The following is a 13,424-nucleotide window of genomic DNA, read 5'->3' as shown; positions in this document are numbered from 1 at the left end:
GACTGAATTCCACTAAATCCAACAATCCTAGATGTAATAATTATGGTGAGTTCTGGATACAGAGTGGCCTGTGAAACTAACATTTGAGAAAATGCTAATCGCTGTTCCTCTGATGGAATTTCATCTAACCCATCAACCAAAAGTAATACTCTGTCATTAGAGCTTCTGTCCTCTATCAAACTTGACAACGCTAAAATAATTTTTTTTTCATATCCCAAATATTTGAGCTGATGAACCACTAAGCTCAGTAGGCCTTCATTGAAATCAAAATTCAACAGATCACGACACGTTAGTGTAATTGGAATCCACTGGTGCTTTGGCCAGTGTTCGCGACTGATAGGGGCTTGATGATTTGTAGTGAGTTTATAGTGAGATGACTGAGGCAACTGACGAACAGCATAGTGGTAGGTAACGTAAGTCAACAAGGTCGTTTTTCCACAACCTGGGTCACCAACTATCGCTAGTCGAATTCCTGGCTCTAGTTGCTGGCTCAGACGGACAATTTTCTCATCTAACTGAAAACTGTTGCTATGAACCGCACGATCAAATAACAAGGCACTGGTAAAGCTCTCACGAATTAACCAACCTAGCTCTTCTGAGTCGTATAACGTATCGGCTTCTACAGGACTATAGGCTAGAAACAAGGGAAGTTCTATACAAAGGGACTCAATTGGTATCGGAATCCGCTTCCCTCGACTACTGAGTAGGGGAAGTCGTATAACGCCACAGCGGCGAGCTTCTTTCTCCAAATAGCTAATTAATATCTGCTGGATGTTTTCCTTTGTCGGCATCCCAGCCGACGACTTCAGTCAGTCATCTGACTGGGTATTGTAAGTATTAAAAGTAAAAGTGTTATTATCTCCAGCCTGTACTACTTGTGAGTTAGGATTATTTACCTGCAATCCCTGCCCCCCAAAGTTCTGCTGCAAATTTCTAGCAGATGTGTTGTCAACTTGTACGATAGTTCGATGGATTTCTTGTACTATTGGCTCAACCATATTGATAAAGTCAGGTTTTTCCAGCTCAAACAACAAGCTGTCCCGCATTTGTTGTAGAGCTGGCTCTACTCCCTCTGCTGCGGCCACCAAGACTTCATCACTCCCTGGTCTTCCTTTGAAGCATCTATTCCATACGATTTGTCCTAGTTTTTGAATATGCACGGCTGCTAGCTCTACCGCTTTCTCGCCCAGTTTACTGCCTGCACCTTCATAAAGTTTGTCTAAAATGACTTTAACAATAGGTATTGCAAGGGTAACAGTCAGCTGATCGATCATGGCTCTTAAGAAGGATATATCCTAATTCGTTGTACATCACTTGCTTAATAATATGTTAGTTACAAGTGAAGGAGAGAGTATGATTCACCGCAAACAGACAATGGGACTCCTTGACTACTCTCGTCAGAAAAAGATAATTTAGATCGAGACAGCTAAGACTCAGTTTAATTTTCGGTTTGTCAGTACTTCTGTTCTTCACAATAGCTTACTGACGCAGGGCACAGAGTATTCTTTGCACTGGTAAGGCGTGCTCACAACGCAAGAATAACGGACAACGAATCCTTTATCCCCTCGATACCTTACAGTCCGCCAGGTAGCGATACGTTGAGTGCGATAGGGAAGGCTGCGTCACGACTTCAGAGACTACCTAATACTATGAAACAGCACGCTAACAGGCAGACGTCACTCTACAGTAGCCATCAGCTGCTGCATCCAGGCTTCGCGCCCATACACCCCTGCGAGCAAGTCCGATATCTGAAAGGCTTGGTCCAACTCATCCCATAGGATGTACCGGCCACCGCCATAGACCTGGACAGCCGATAGCTCATCATCTGTTACTCCCTCCAGCGGCACCCAGCCTTCTGCCTCGCTCTTTACCATCTCTAGTAGGCGTACTGGCCACGCATGACGAGAGCCGTCTTTTAGGACGACGACAACTGCTTTAGTCGTAGCATCGTAGGTGACGCTCTCAGCTAGCTTCAACGTTTCGTTATACATAGTACTTCGCTGCTTCCGCTTTCAAGTATGGCAAGTTTGCCTGACACAACGAGATCGCCGCTCGCGTATGTTTGGCAGTGGTCGTATTCTGGCGCTTACGGCCTTTTTCCAATACGCTCGCCTCCTCGCCTGAAATATCTATCTTCACTTCTAGCTCACCATCAATAACGTGAACGTGAAGCGGATTGTGATCACCAGGATTGACCAAAACCCTGATGCTATTCTCCCTCAATAGGATTGGCATATCTGAATCAACGGAGGCAGCTACGCAAAGACTTGCAGTTATGAAGAGCTAGATTTCGATCATTCATAGAAGGCTTACGAGCTTATTTTGCTGGCATCACTATCTTAGCTTTCAGCCCTGTATGTTCTTCCAGTAGGTAGAGAAGGCCACCGCCATCGATAAGCTCGATTGGCTTGTCTTTCACAAAGTCATAGGCATCAGGGCCGTAGCCACTGGTAGCAACGAGAATACCTTTATTCGCACCTTCATTCATCATCGTTCCATACAGGAGACCACCAAAAAGCGTGGGAAACGTTGATAACTCGTTGCGTAGTACAAACGGTTTTTCTATGAGCCCATGCTAGATACTGCCCATGACCACGCGTGGTGATTGCCAAACTCAGAGCCTGTGAGGAGTGGACCTGGCTGAGAGCGAAGGAGTTTCCGGGCTTCCCCACGGTTTTTGGTACTCTCCTAGAAGGACAGCTCTGAACTAACCAGCTCCTCTAAACAATCCTCGTCTAGCACTGGTTCTTTGCCACTGGCTTCTAGCTTATCGAGCCTCTCATGCGCCACCGCGCAGAAAGCATCCACCTCTGCCATCCAGCCATCCAGCCGTTGCTCTAGCTCTTTACTCAGCATCGCTATCACTGCCTGCCTGCTGGCAGATCGGACAGTGCTTCACCGCCAAGCTAGAGATCTTCACCCTACCCTGCTCACCGTACTCTGTCTGTAGAAAAGCCTTCCACTGCTTGAGCGTCTCACGCAGCTTATTCTGATGAATGCCGATCGCATGCTGTGCCCCAACTTCAGCCACACACTCGCCATCCTCCCAAACCTTTGCAGAGATCGCGTGGACCGGACTCTCCTTCGTATCGCGATAGAGAATCAGCTGAATCTTTGGCGGCGTGCGATAGCCGATAATCGGCAGCTGCAACACCCGTCTACTGCTGCTACCCGTCTGCTTCCGCCGCGAGTTCGCCGCCGCCTGCCGCTCCAGGTCATCGGCCCGGTTGCGATAGCGAGAGCGCTTCGATATGCAGGCTCTACCGACAAAGCAGCGCCGCTCCGAGGCCGCTTCGTGAGACCAGTTGAGCCCACAGTCTAGACAGGTAGGATTAGTTCGCTTAGGCACGGGCGCTGACCTGAAAGCCTGACTACAGCAGGATTACCCGACCACTATACCAATAATGGCCGCTAACATAACGTGACTTTAACGTGATTCTAAATCACAGCAGCGACTGTGACAGCCAATCTCACCCAAGACCGCCCAACCCCCCCAAACCTCGTGACCAGTTGCGGGCCCCAGCAGCTAGCTAGCTGGCTTTTACTATGGCTAGATCTCAATAAAGTTAGTGCTTTGCGAAGCCTTCTCAGTGACGAAGAAGGGTCAAGGGGCTATTTCTGGACTAATTGTCTTCGCGTCTCATCATGAGACGTTGTGACAGTCTGTTTTTGAAACTATTAAGACTGCTGGCAAGACTCAAAGCCGAGATAGTTCCTAATAGTTAGGCTGTTGCCGGGACTCTGTCTGACACTGCTTGAGGAATTTGTAGGACGGTCTGAGACATTCCCTGTGCGGCGACTTCGGCTAGCTCATGCCAGTCCTCTACTGTGAATAGCTGCGCGAGCATAGAGGAGGTTTGAGATCGCACAGCCTGTTCTTCTACGGGTAGGCGTTGATCATTCTCATCGATTAGGGCGGTAATCCAATCTTCCTGTTCTTCCGTCAATTGCTTTAGGTGCCGGTAGAGCGTTTGCCGTGCTGCTGTATACACTGGTTCAAAGCTTTGTCCCAGTCCCCAGCTTGTAATCCACTGCTTCAGCTCTGGCAATAGAATGCCTAGCAACTTCGCTTGAAATCTCAGCGAGCGATTCTGTTCTGGAGTAAGTGATTTGAGATAGTTGACGTAGGGCCGCATCATGACGCCAGCTTCAATCCAGCCATCGTCTTCAGCTGCTTCTGCCAACCAAGCCTGGTCAAATGTGAGATCCATGAGGTTCCCAGTTTTCTGAAGTTGGTCAGCTAGCCTTTGTTCATCCATCGGCTCACGTCCTGTGTGCTCGTAGGTCATGCTGAGATTGCATTGTACTCAAAGTATACCAAGTCGTCTTTTTCTGGATCGGGGCCATGCTCTAGCATCTTCTGTCGCTGGTAGAACCCCTCGGCCCCTGGCAATGAATGAAGTCCGACTCTGCCACCATAGCCGAGGTCTATACTGCGCTGACGGGCAAAGAGTAATAGTAAGGTGCCGACGCGCTTCAGCCACGGTGGTTGCTCTATATCGCTGCGATTCCAAGGGGCAGTGGCGATCGCTTCAACGTAGACTAGCGGCCATCGCTGAGACCAATGCGAGCGATGCCATTGGGTCTCTATGAACAAGAGTCCTTGCGGAAACCCATCAACATCAAGGACGTAGGCTTCGTATCGCTCTTCTTGTTGAGACTGTCGCAATTTGTAGTCCCATATCCAGCCAGCGTCTGGCTGCTCAGTGGCCATCAACATCGGCTTCCAAACAGTGTTGACCTGGTCATAGTGGTGCTGTTCCATCGGGACGATTTGTCCTGTAATCGTCTGACCACCTGAGGTAAGAAGCTGAACCGGTTGAGACATTCAGGTAAGAACCAGAGCAACATATCAACGATATGACATTACCCTCACCTTCTCCTGTGTTCGGATAGAAGACTGGCTTAGTGTGATCGCCTAATGGTGTGACCGCAGGTTTAGTGAGCTTTTGAGTCAAGGCCAGATACTTGGAATTGCTTGGGCTTTGATAGGCGTGATCGCCTTCAAGAATAATCCGCTGTGGCCTTTCCAATCTGGAACCGTCGAAGCGCAGAGTATGCAGCTCAAAGGACTATTTGACTGCGGCTTGAGTGAGAGCAGCTAATGGTTGAGCCATACAGTAAAAAGCCTAGAGTGAGCCGTACCCGTTGATCAGAGTATCTGGCAACCTCTAGGCTTGTGTGTCGTGAAGAGAAAAGGATGCCCCAGCCAATGAAGCATGGAACCCTCACAAGAGTATAGAGAAGACATCCAACCCTAACAAGCAGAAGCACTGAGCCAAGAGAGGACGGTTCAGTGCTTTTTGCTAACGGCCACGGCTCCCGGCAGTTGTCTGGCCGAGAGCAATAGCTAGAGACTTATCGAAGTGTGCTCTTAGTGCGAGCATCGAGGCTGGCGAGCCGGGCTGCTTGAACGTTGTCTACAGCTTTAGTTTGACTGTTGAGAAAGTCCAAGCGAGTTTCCTGGATGTTACCAACCGCCTTGGTTTGATTGTTCAAGAACTCAAGACGTGTTGCTTGAACATTCTCGACTGCCTTAGTTTGGTTCTCTAAGAACTCAAGTCGAGCGTCCTGGATGTTCTCAATCGCTTTGGTTTGGCTATCGAGGTGCGCCAAGCGAACCTTTTGAACATCGTCAACGGCTTTAGTTTGGCTATCTAGAAATTCAAGGCGCGTTGCTTGAACATTCTCAACAGCTTTAGTCTGATTTTCGAGAAACTCAAGGCGAGTGGCCTGAATATTCTCAACAGCTTTAGTCTGCGTATCGAGGAACTCTAAGCGACGTTGCTGAATAGAGGAAGAAGGGAAGGTCTCAGCGGCGTTAGGCGACGGGTGCGAAAGTCAGCGTAGTCGCAGCGAGAGCGAGAGCGGAAAAGAGGATGTTTTTCATGAGTTGGCTCCTTGGGAAATCAATGTGTTTGCTTCATTGATTTAAGATTGCCACGGTTTCAAAGGCGTCAGCTGAGGGTGAATTAAGGGGTAACTGAGCGTAGGTGAAAAGGATGGGATGAAAGCACCCAGTCAATTCTCAGAGTCCTCTCATGAATGGGCTATACCGCCTACAGTGCGGCGCTCTCAATATGATTCTTAGCGCTTATGATGTTGTAATCGCGCCTCTATCTGATGGATGGGCGCTAAGTTTTCCTCAGTCAAACGGCGAGAAGCGACGCAGACAATGAACTACCAAGTCGAAATTTGGCAGCGGCAGGACTGGCGAAAAGGTACTCGGCGTTATTCTTGCGAGCTGCGCCAAAATCTATTCGGTCAATGGGTTGTCTTACGTCGTTGGGGCCGAGAGAGTGCTGCGAAAGGCCAGAGCCTTGAGCATTCCTGTGAAACATATGCCGAAGGGCTTCAGATATTGAGCGCGATTGAGAAACGCCGATCACAGCGTGGCTATACTAACTGCTAGCCGATGCTCCAACAGGGGATGACCAGTTCGTCCACTCGCTGTGCCGCCAATCATCCAAGATGCATAGGTGCCTCTTTTATACATAGAGCGTCTCGTCGTTTTCCAACGCTCCATGTATAAAAGGGGCTGGATGACAATAGAAACCCGGCCAATACCAAAACCTAAAAACGTCAGACTCACCCTGTAGCTAAAAAGCTTGCAAACATAGCAAACTAAAACTAGTATTAGCCTCAAATAAAAGTCTGCAATATTGCAGACTTTTTAGAAGTCTTACTTGTAGGTCTAGTTTATGAGGCGATTTCAGGTAGCGATCGCATCTAGTAAGGGTGGGGTGGGTAAGAGCGCAGTCTCCATTCACGTTTGTTATGCGCTTTCTCAGAAAGGTTTCAAGGTTGTCTTAGCGGATGCCGATAGCAATCAGAGTTCGACTTATTGGGCGGAGCGAGCGGAGAAGAATGGGCACGACTTAGGATTCACTGTGATAGATGGCATCAATGGTGATGTCCCTAGTGACTGTGAGATTTTGTGGATCGATACTCAGGGAAATCCTGACTTAGAAGAACTGGGCAGCTTGTCTCGCAATATGGATTTGGTTATTCTGCCTTGCGGAGTTGATGCGGGCGAGGTGACAGCCACATTTCTTTCTATTCGGAAGGCAGAATTACAAAGTGACGATTATAAGATTCTGTTGACTCGCGTGCCGCCGAAACCTAGTAGAAGGGGCAAGATGCTTCATGAGCAGTTCCAAGAAGCTGGGTTGCCAGTGTTCAATTCGTCTGTGCAGTACCGAATTTGCCACGTTGATGCTAACGAAAGTGGATTAACTTTGGGTCAGATGAAAGGTAGAGCGGCCACTGCTGGAGCAAAAGAGTATGCAAGATTAGCAGACGAAATTTTGAAGGCTGTGGAGAAGGGCGATGAATCTAGATAACTTGATAGCGCAAACGAAAAGAGAAACGCCAAAGAGTATTACCAGGACAAATCAGAGCCTTGAATTGGAAGAAATCAGAGGTTCTTTACCTTTCGACGATATAAAAGACAGAGCGAACCCAGATTCTCGCCCAATTGACTATGGTCATGTCGCTGAGCTAGCAGATTCGATTATGGCAATAGGGTTGATTAGTCCTATCGCTGTAGACAAGAACGGCTGCTTGCTAGCTGGTAGCCACCGTCGAGCGGCACTGGCCATGATCAAATCCTCAAATACAAAAGCATGGAGTCAGCACTTTCCAAACAGCAGAGTTGATGTCAAAGTTTTTGACTTCGATTCTGCTATCGAGCCATCTAGAGCGTTAGACATAGAAGTAGAAGAAAATCAGCAGCGCAAAGATTACACCCCCAAAGAAGTTCGAGGCTTAGCAGAGCGACTTCAGAAAGCTGGCTACAAAGACTATCCAGGAAGACCCCCCAAGGGTGTAAAAACGCTGACTAAAGCTTTAACGGAACTGACTGGTAAGTCGACTCGTACCGTTAAAGGTCATTTGGCAGAAGAGACGAATGCTAAACGAATCGCTGCAACCCAACTAGAGACTCTAGTCAAGAGAGCTATCAAAGCGGCGGAAAAGGTAGGAGAGCATTCAGACTTTTCAGAAAAGGACCGCAAGCATTTGAAATCTGCGATCGCCGAATTTGAAAAGATCAGTTTTTAGAAAAGTCTGCAATATTGCAAGCTTTTAAGAAAGTCTGCAATATTGCAGACTTTTGACGATTGACGACATGTAGCTACTGAGCCAGTACAAATATGCCTTTCTACGCGATTCGGCTACGGCGTCGAATTCTGAAGGAATCACTTAGGAAAATTAGATGAGTACGAGTAGTTCTATTGAAGCAGGCAATCTGATCACTGTTGTCTACGAAGATCGAGAGTTCAGAGCAATTGTGATCGATCCGAATGGGTTGGGTCAGGGTGAACCTTCCATTGGATTTGGTTTTCGTATGGCTCAGAAGCACATAGGTATCCCTCAGCCAACGCTTACTAGTAGGGTGATTAATCTTGATGGGGTAGAGTACTTCAAAGCACCGTCTGGCAACCGTTATAGGGTGATTAATCTTTTGGGTGACGATAACAATAGCTATAAGGTTATTGAAGCGTCAGATTGGTTCGATCTATCAATGGATATCCTTCTAAATCCTGGTCAAACGCGCAAGCCTACCCGTGAGCGCATTGGAGCATTTTTACGCTGGTTTGCGATCAAAGGTTTCTATGCAGAATCGTTCGTAGCTCTCAAGGGCGTCTATACAGCTAAGAGCAGCCGCGCAACGACACGATGGCTAGTCACGCGAGAAAGTGGCAAACCAGCTCGTAGAACATATACGGACCTACTCAGCGACCTGAATGTACATCAGTCTGCTTATGGCAAGTACACCAACACTATCTATAAGGGGCTCTTTGGTGTCCCTGCTGCTGAGATGAGGGAGAACTGGGCGTTGGTGGCTGGTTCAGCCAAGATTGCTCGAAACTATATCAACGAACAAATAGGGTTAGAAGCTGTGAAATTCTGCGAGGACATGGTTGTGAGATTTTATTCTGATGACCTCGACGATGCTCACGCTGAAGCTATTCGGTTGACTGTGAAGAAGTATAAGCTACACCCACAACTGAGAAGACAGGTGTAGTCGCCCTCAGAGAGGGTTGCAGATAACCTAGAAGTCTGTCGAGAAGCATGGAGGAAGTGTCATGGCAGCTTATGAAGACGACAGACTTGCAGTATCCGCTCGCTACCTCGCTTCAATCCGAGAGCTAGAGCTAACCCTAGATGATGACTCGCGTCATCTAATACCCGTTGACCGACTAGAGATGGTCGAGAGCACCGCTGATGCCTACGTCCCCATAGCAAAGCCGACTGACGAGCAACTAAGCGACGTTCTGGGGCGGTGGCTCTGCTGTCTACTGGGAGCCTATAGAGCAAGTGTTTAGAGTGAATGAACTCATCGCTGGTGTCTATGGTCGTCCTGCATGGATGGAGAGCTTGTCAGTCTTAGTCCGATGACAGAGTGTGATCGCACTCTCAGCCACCCATCGCGCCCACTGAATATCTAACGACAGCTGCTTTGGGTTATGCAAACAATCCCTAGATAGTTTAGATATTTCTACAGCATTTTATATTGCTGAGTAGCAAGATCTAGCTCTGCTTCTAGCTGATGTACGCTCGGAAGATCAGGGCTGAAGTTTGGTGGTAGCTTCTTTTCCCTTTTGTAGGTTGAGACGCCAATAGTGGTTTTGAGTGTGCCCAGTGAGTATTCTGCTACAGTCTTATTCTTTGACTGACACAGTATTATGCCAACTGTGGGCTCATCAATCTCACTAGCCATCTTGTCGTCTACGACATTGATGAGAAAGTTCATTTTGCCCACGAACTCCGGCTCGAAGTCACCTGTTTCGATGGCAATCACGATATATCGTCGTAGCCTTGTGTGATAGAAAAGTAGATCTGCAAAGAATTCTCCTTGACCGACGTCTAGTCGATGTTTATTTCCCAGGAGTGCGAACCCACATCTCAAGTTGAGCAAAAAACTACGGATGTGGTTGACTAGAGCCTGCTTGAGATTTGCCGCTTTGATAGCTTCCTTTAGTCTCATCAGGTCAGAACCATGCTTGTTCTCTAGAAGCTGACGGCTCATGTCAGAACCATCAGGCGGTAAGGTTCCCTCAAAGCTAATTTCAGTATTCTCTTGACGACTGAATCGGTTGTATTCAATTTGCATCTCTAAGATGTTGTGACTCCATCCGTATTCCGTAGCCTTCCGGGCGTACCAGAGTCGCTGCGCTTGCGAGTCCAGTTTTCTCAAGAGCGATTTGTTGTGCTCCCAAGGAATGTGAATGAAAGCTTTCTGCATGAGCTGTTCGTCTGGATAAGCTTCTGCTAGCTCCCTCATATAGCGAAGATTCTGAGGCGAAAAAATATTCGTACTAGGAAATATATGCTTTAGATGTTGAGCTAACCTGCTGACTACCTCATTACGTGGGCCTTCTTGCTCACGTTCTAAGGTCGACTTGCCGATCTGCCAGTAAAGCATGATCAGTTCTTGGTTGACAGCTAACGCTGCTTCCATTCGAGCGTTTTGGATACGCTTGGTCATGCCAGATAGTAATGCGTTGTAAGTCTCGGAATGAGTGTGAGAAGTCTGATCAGGCATAAGATTTGACCGATGAGAGTAAGCTCTTTAAATCTGATTGCGATCCAGTACTCGCCAAAGAAGACGGTGTGAGAGGAAGTTGACTAGGCATGAGTTCTCTGAGACTACTTTGTTTGGTAGGGATAGCAGGAAACGCTCAGCGCCTGATACGCCAGACCTCTGCAAGGTCATCAACCAGTTGTGATACAGCATCTTTGGCGAGCATGATAGTGACCTTTTGGTTCTCGAACATCGTTAGCTCTACACGCCTGATTCCTTTGTCGGCCATCTTGTATGCGATCGCACGTAGGTCATCATCAATACTGGTTGTATCATCTGGCTTCCGTAGCTGAGACATGGAACACCTTGATGCGACATCTTAAGTCAATATATAGCGAAATAGTACTTTTGAACTATATAGATCGTTCCACACCATCTATCAGCTGCTGCCGCACTTTATTTAGGATGATGGAGACTGCGGGCACAGCTTAAACTTTCGCACTGTGAGGCGAATTGCCTCGGCATGGGCCTCCTCTAAGTCGTCAGAATAAAGCATGGTTACTAGGCGCTCACAGAATTTCACTGCCTCTAGACCCTCCTCCTCACTGATATAGTTTCGAGCAATTTTGGGGTCGCCAGCCATCAGCTGCCATTTCTGCTTCATCTCAGCGGCCTTTAGCCCAAATAGACCCAAATAGACCTCATTTGTTCGGATAGCGTATTCAACCTCGGGAACTCTAGCCTCACTCAAAGTATCTGTGTAGTCATTTCTTGTGTACTTGCCAGACTCGCGCTTTTGCAGCCATCGATTGAGGGCTCTATCATCTTTTGCTGTGGCTACGCCTTTCGCTGCAATATTGACGCTGAAGTAGAATCCTTTGACCGCGAACCACTTGAGAAAATCAGCTATCTTCTGTTTGGTTGGCTTGCGAGTCTTGCCAGGATTGATCAAAACATCGGTTGCTAAGTCGAACCAGTCGCTAGCCTCAATGACACTGTATTTGTTGCCATCAGAACCGTCGATTCCGATGACCCTGAAAAGCTTGCCAGACGGGTTCTTCAGTGCCTCTCCGTTGTCGATTCCGATGACCCTATCTGAGAGGGTTGGTTGAGGAATACCAATATACTTAGCAGCCATCATAAAACCAAATCCGTAAGAAGCCTGACCTGGTCCGAGACCATCGGGGTCGATGACGATTACCTCAAATTCTTTATTTGCGTAGACGACTTCGATGCGGTCGCCTATCTTGAGTTTTGAATCACTGCTCACGATGTAAATACCTCTCTACTCTCTTCCACGTTCTGGAACCACCCCTTCTACTCTGAGCCAGAGATTTTCAGCACCCTAAAACGCTTTTATATGTTGGGTTTAAGGCAGTTAGCCCTTTAGTTTCCGATGACCCCTACAAATACGGTTACGGAATGCCGATGTACTTAGCTGTCATCATAAAACCGACCCCGTAACCGTTCTATAGCTACATTTTTCCGACCAGTCTACACAGCTGCCCCCATGCCCTAGCTGGTACCTCCTCCCGCTTCACCGTCCACAGCCCTGGACCACTGAACGGACAAGCCTTCCCAAGCACCTGAAGCAACTGCGCCGCCGTCGCCTGAATAACGCCCTCAGCACCCTGAGCAGACTCCTCATCTGAGATCGCCACCAAGCAATCTCCCGGTAGCATCAACGACTGCCCCTCAACGCAATGCTCAAGCCGATAGAGAAGCCTGCCATCCGCAGCCGTTACCTTCCCCGTCACCCGCGTCTGCACCCCGTCTACGTCGCTTCCAGAGTGCTGGACTCTGACAACTGCTCCCATTGCTAGCTCAGCTTCTGGTGCTTCAACTTTCTGCTCGATCCCTTGCTCAGGGGGGGTGCGTGACGCACTCAAATTCTTGCTATTTATAGCAGTCATGCACCTAGCTGTTACTAACTCTGTTAGACGTTTTTTAGGCTCTTCTCCAGTTCCAGAATCAGAAGACATGGCCAGCTCTTCCGAGGAAGAATTTTTATTCTCTTCACTAGCCTTAGAGAGACCTAGTTTACGAGCACTCTTGACCTTCGCCAGAATCAACGCCCGATGCTTCTGAAATAACCCCCAGCTAAAGCCCACGCCAAACAGCTTCTTTGATATCTTAGAGAGTGACTGCCAGAGCTTCTTAATTCCGAACTTACCGACGACAACTAGCTTATTTAGAGCAATCTTCAGCCGCTCCAACGCCTCAGCCGCGACCGTGGCGTTGTGGTCAAAGCTAGACTTCGCTGCGTACTGCCGAGCGCTCTTGAAGTGACTCTTCGCCCAGCGATAGGCCCAGTTCCTGCGCGTCAAGTCATGCTTCGACTCGTTACTAGCAAACTGCTCAAACCCCGGTAGCTGTGGTGCGACTTCGACTATCCAGTTCCCGAGTGCTGGAATAGTCTTTAGTCCCAGATAGCGATCGCCAAAGTTGGCGAGTTCCTTCATCACCTCGTTAGATTCGCCTATACCTAGAATCAGAGAAATTTTGGCCTTTAAGCCTAAAACCCTTCTATAGCAACACTTTTGAGGCTAAGCATTTACACTCATGATTGACTGCTACAAGCAGAGCAGACGCCTGAAAGTATCGAGAACTCGTTCAATACGGAGCACCCAACGTCCTTAAAGGCCAAAATTTCTCCATGTCTAAACAAAGGCGAACTACTGTCAACAAAACTCTGTACTCAAATACAGAAGCATAAGGTCTACGATGTACATCAAACCGGAAGATTGGCTACCAGTTGGAGTAGGAAGTGGGCGCATCTGAAGGTTCGGGGAACCGTTAAATCGAATCTGCGAAAATAGAAGGGAACAAGAAAAAGGCTGCCCGTTATCGGGTCAGCCCCATTCAAAAATCACTTCTATGCTAGCGTCCCTCTCTA

At 48.1% G+C, this 13,424-nt stretch carries 20 protein-coding genes; 6 read left to right on the top strand and 14 right to left on the bottom strand.

The genetic code is table 11. The features are described 5' to 3' along the window. The 9 genes from IQ256_RS25880 to IQ256_RS25840 form a co-directional block, all read right to left on the bottom strand. On the bottom strand, window positions 1-644 hold a 644-nt coding region (locus tag IQ256_RS25880), incomplete at its 3' end, for an NACHT domain-containing NTPase (protein WP_193858584.1). Between the two features lie 165 nt (window positions 645-809). Further along, entirely contained in the window at window positions 810-1,274 is a 465-nt protein-coding gene (locus IQ256_RS25875) for a hypothetical protein (RefSeq protein WP_193858583.1), read from the bottom strand. Between the two features lie 402 nt (window positions 1,275-1,676). Continuing rightward, window positions 1,677-1,991: a hypothetical protein gene (locus tag IQ256_RS25870; RefSeq protein WP_193858582.1), complete on the bottom strand. Its 315-nt coding sequence runs from the start codon at window positions 1,989-1,991 to the stop codon at window positions 1,677-1,679. After that, window positions 1,984-2,235, bottom strand: a complete 252-nt coding sequence (locus tag IQ256_RS25865; RefSeq protein ID WP_193858581.1) for a DUF4160 domain-containing protein — start codon at window positions 2,233-2,235, stop codon at window positions 1,984-1,986. The genes IQ256_RS25870 and IQ256_RS25865 overlap by 8 nt, the downstream gene beginning before the upstream one ends. 82 nt (window positions 2,236-2,317) lie before the next feature. Then, entirely contained in the window at window positions 2,318-2,491 is a 174-nt protein-coding gene (locus IQ256_RS25860; protein ID WP_255516241.1) for a restriction endonuclease, read from the bottom strand. A gap of 197 nt (window positions 2,492-2,688) precedes the next feature. Next, entirely contained in the window at window positions 2,689-2,856 is a 168-nt protein-coding gene (locus tag IQ256_RS25855; protein ID WP_193858580.1) for a hypothetical protein, read from the bottom strand. Next, window positions 2,846-3,349: a hypothetical protein gene (locus IQ256_RS25850; protein WP_193858579.1), complete on the bottom strand. Its 504-nt coding sequence runs from the start codon at window positions 3,347-3,349 to the stop codon at window positions 2,846-2,848. Before IQ256_RS25850 ends, IQ256_RS25855 begins: the two co-directional genes overlap by 11 nt. Before the next feature lie 373 nt (window positions 3,350-3,722). Further along, window positions 3,723-4,289, bottom strand: coding sequence for a hypothetical protein (locus IQ256_RS25845; protein ID WP_193858578.1), 567 nt, complete (start codon window positions 4,287-4,289; stop codon window positions 3,723-3,725). Next, entirely contained in the window at window positions 4,286-4,828 is a 543-nt protein-coding gene (locus IQ256_RS25840) for a hypothetical protein (protein ID WP_228025286.1), read from the bottom strand. Before IQ256_RS25840 ends, IQ256_RS25845 begins: the two co-directional genes overlap by 4 nt. Window positions 4,829-4,949: 121 nt before the next feature. On the opposite strand from IQ256_RS25840, the gene IQ256_RS25835 reads away from it, so the two are divergent. Next, window positions 4,950-5,105: a hypothetical protein gene (locus tag IQ256_RS25835; protein WP_193858577.1), complete on the top strand. Its 156-nt coding sequence runs from the start codon at window positions 4,950-4,952 to the stop codon at window positions 5,103-5,105. A 253-nt stretch (window positions 5,106-5,358) separates the two neighbouring features. Here IQ256_RS25835 and IQ256_RS29865 read toward each other — a convergent pair whose 3' ends face one another. After that, window positions 5,359-5,616 (bottom strand): hypothetical protein, encoded by a 258-nt coding sequence (locus IQ256_RS29865; protein WP_228025285.1) that lies wholly within the window; start codon window positions 5,614-5,616, stop codon window positions 5,359-5,361. 511 nt (window positions 5,617-6,127) lie between these two features. On the opposite strand from IQ256_RS29865, the gene IQ256_RS25825 reads away from it, so the two are divergent. From IQ256_RS25825 to IQ256_RS25805, 5 genes are all read left to right on the top strand, one after another. Beyond that, entirely contained in the window at window positions 6,128-6,412 is a 285-nt protein-coding gene (locus tag IQ256_RS25825) for a WGR domain-containing protein (RefSeq protein WP_228025284.1), read from the top strand. A 289-nt stretch (window positions 6,413-6,701) separates the two neighbouring features. Beyond that, window positions 6,702-7,343 carry a ParA family protein gene (locus IQ256_RS25820; RefSeq protein ID WP_193858575.1) on the top strand — a complete coding sequence of 214 codons (642 nt, stop codon included), beginning with the start codon at window positions 6,702-6,704 and terminating at the stop codon, window positions 7,341-7,343. After that, entirely contained in the window at window positions 7,330-8,061 is a 732-nt protein-coding gene (locus IQ256_RS25815) for a ParB N-terminal domain-containing protein (protein WP_193858574.1), read from the top strand. The genes IQ256_RS25820 and IQ256_RS25815 overlap by 14 nt, the downstream gene beginning before the upstream one ends. A 154-nt stretch (window positions 8,062-8,215) precedes the next feature. Then, window positions 8,216-9,028: a hypothetical protein gene (locus tag IQ256_RS25810; RefSeq protein WP_193858573.1), complete on the top strand. Its 813-nt coding sequence runs from the start codon at window positions 8,216-8,218 to the stop codon at window positions 9,026-9,028. Window positions 9,029-9,089: 61 nt separating this feature from the next. Next, a complete protein-coding gene (locus tag IQ256_RS25805; protein WP_193858572.1) occupies window positions 9,090-9,329 on the top strand; it encodes a hypothetical protein in 240 nt (79 codons plus the stop codon). Window positions 9,330-9,502: 173 nt separating this feature from the next. On the opposite strand, the gene IQ256_RS25800 is transcribed toward IQ256_RS25805, so the two are convergent. From IQ256_RS25800 to IQ256_RS25785, 4 genes are all read right to left on the bottom strand, one after another. Continuing rightward, window positions 9,503-10,549, bottom strand: coding sequence for a YhcG family protein (locus tag IQ256_RS25800; RefSeq protein ID WP_193858571.1), 1,047 nt, complete (start codon window positions 10,547-10,549; stop codon window positions 9,503-9,505). Between the two features lie 136 nt (window positions 10,550-10,685). Next, a complete protein-coding gene (locus IQ256_RS25795) occupies window positions 10,686-10,886 on the bottom strand; it encodes a hypothetical protein (RefSeq protein WP_193858570.1) in 201 nt (66 codons plus the stop codon). Between the two features lie 102 nt (window positions 10,887-10,988). Further along, on the bottom strand, window positions 10,989-11,798 hold the full coding sequence (locus IQ256_RS25790) for a hypothetical protein (RefSeq protein WP_228025283.1): 810 nt from the start codon (window positions 11,796-11,798) through the stop codon (window positions 10,989-10,991). Between the two features lie 205 nt (window positions 11,799-12,003). Next, window positions 12,004-12,990: a hypothetical protein gene (locus tag IQ256_RS25785; RefSeq protein WP_193858569.1), complete on the bottom strand. Its 987-nt coding sequence runs from the start codon at window positions 12,988-12,990 to the stop codon at window positions 12,004-12,006. Between the last annotated feature and the right edge of the window lie 434 nt (window positions 12,991-13,424).

The organism is cf. Phormidesmis sp. LEGE 11477 (assembly GCF_015207105.1).
Classification (GTDB): Bacteria; Cyanobacteriota; Cyanobacteriia; order Phormidesmidales; family Phormidesmidaceae; genus Phormidesmis.
Note: the sequence above shows the minus strand (reverse complement) of the source record. Positions and strands in the feature narration are given on the sequence as shown.

What these genes read in the sequence shown, in the direction of transcription:
- IQ256_RS25875 (WP_193858583.1), bottom strand. Translation starts at nt 1,274, where the DNA reads ATGATCGATCAGCTGACTGTTACCCTTGCAATACCTATTGTTAAAGTC.
- IQ256_RS25870 (WP_193858582.1), bottom strand. Translation starts at nt 1,991, where the DNA reads ATGTATAACGAAACGTTGAAGCTAGCTGAGAGCGTCACCTACGATGCT.
- IQ256_RS25865 (WP_193858581.1), bottom strand. Translation starts at nt 2,235, where the DNA reads ATGCCAATCCTATTGAGGGAGAATAGCATCAGGGTTTTGGTCAATCCT.
- IQ256_RS25860 (WP_255516241.1), bottom strand. Translation starts at nt 2,491, where the DNA reads ATGATGAATGAAGGTGCGAATAAAGGTATTCTCGTTGCTACCAGTGGC.
- IQ256_RS25855 (WP_193858580.1), bottom strand. Translation starts at nt 2,856, where the DNA reads ATGCTGAGTAAAGAGCTAGAGCAACGGCTGGATGGCTGGATGGCAGAG.
- IQ256_RS25845 (WP_193858578.1), bottom strand. Translation starts at nt 4,289, where the DNA reads ATGACCTACGAGCACACAGGACGTGAGCCGATGGATGAACAAAGGCTA.
- IQ256_RS25840 (WP_228025286.1), bottom strand. Translation starts at nt 4,828, where the DNA reads ATGTCTCAACCGGTTCAGCTTCTTACCTCAGGTGGTCAGACGATTACA.
- IQ256_RS25825 (WP_228025284.1), top strand. Translation starts at nt 6,128, where the DNA reads ATGGGCGCTAAGTTTTCCTCAGTCAAACGGCGAGAAGCGACGCAGACA.
- IQ256_RS25820 (WP_193858575.1), top strand. Translation starts at nt 6,702, where the DNA reads ATGAGGCGATTTCAGGTAGCGATCGCATCTAGTAAGGGTGGGGTGGGT.
- IQ256_RS25815 (WP_193858574.1), top strand. Translation starts at nt 7,330, where the DNA reads ATGAATCTAGATAACTTGATAGCGCAAACGAAAAGAGAAACGCCAAAG.
- IQ256_RS25810 (WP_193858573.1), top strand. Translation starts at nt 8,216, where the DNA reads ATGAGTACGAGTAGTTCTATTGAAGCAGGCAATCTGATCACTGTTGTC.
- IQ256_RS25805 (WP_193858572.1), top strand. Translation starts at nt 9,090, where the DNA reads ATGGCAGCTTATGAAGACGACAGACTTGCAGTATCCGCTCGCTACCTC.
- IQ256_RS25800 (WP_193858571.1), bottom strand. Translation starts at nt 10,549, where the DNA reads ATGCCTGATCAGACTTCTCACACTCATTCCGAGACTTACAACGCATTA.
- IQ256_RS25795 (WP_193858570.1), bottom strand. Translation starts at nt 10,886, where the DNA reads ATGTCTCAGCTACGGAAGCCAGATGATACAACCAGTATTGATGATGAC.
- IQ256_RS25785 (WP_193858569.1), bottom strand. Translation starts at nt 12,990, where the DNA reads ATGAAGGAACTCGCCAACTTTGGCGATCGCTATCTGGGACTAAAGACT.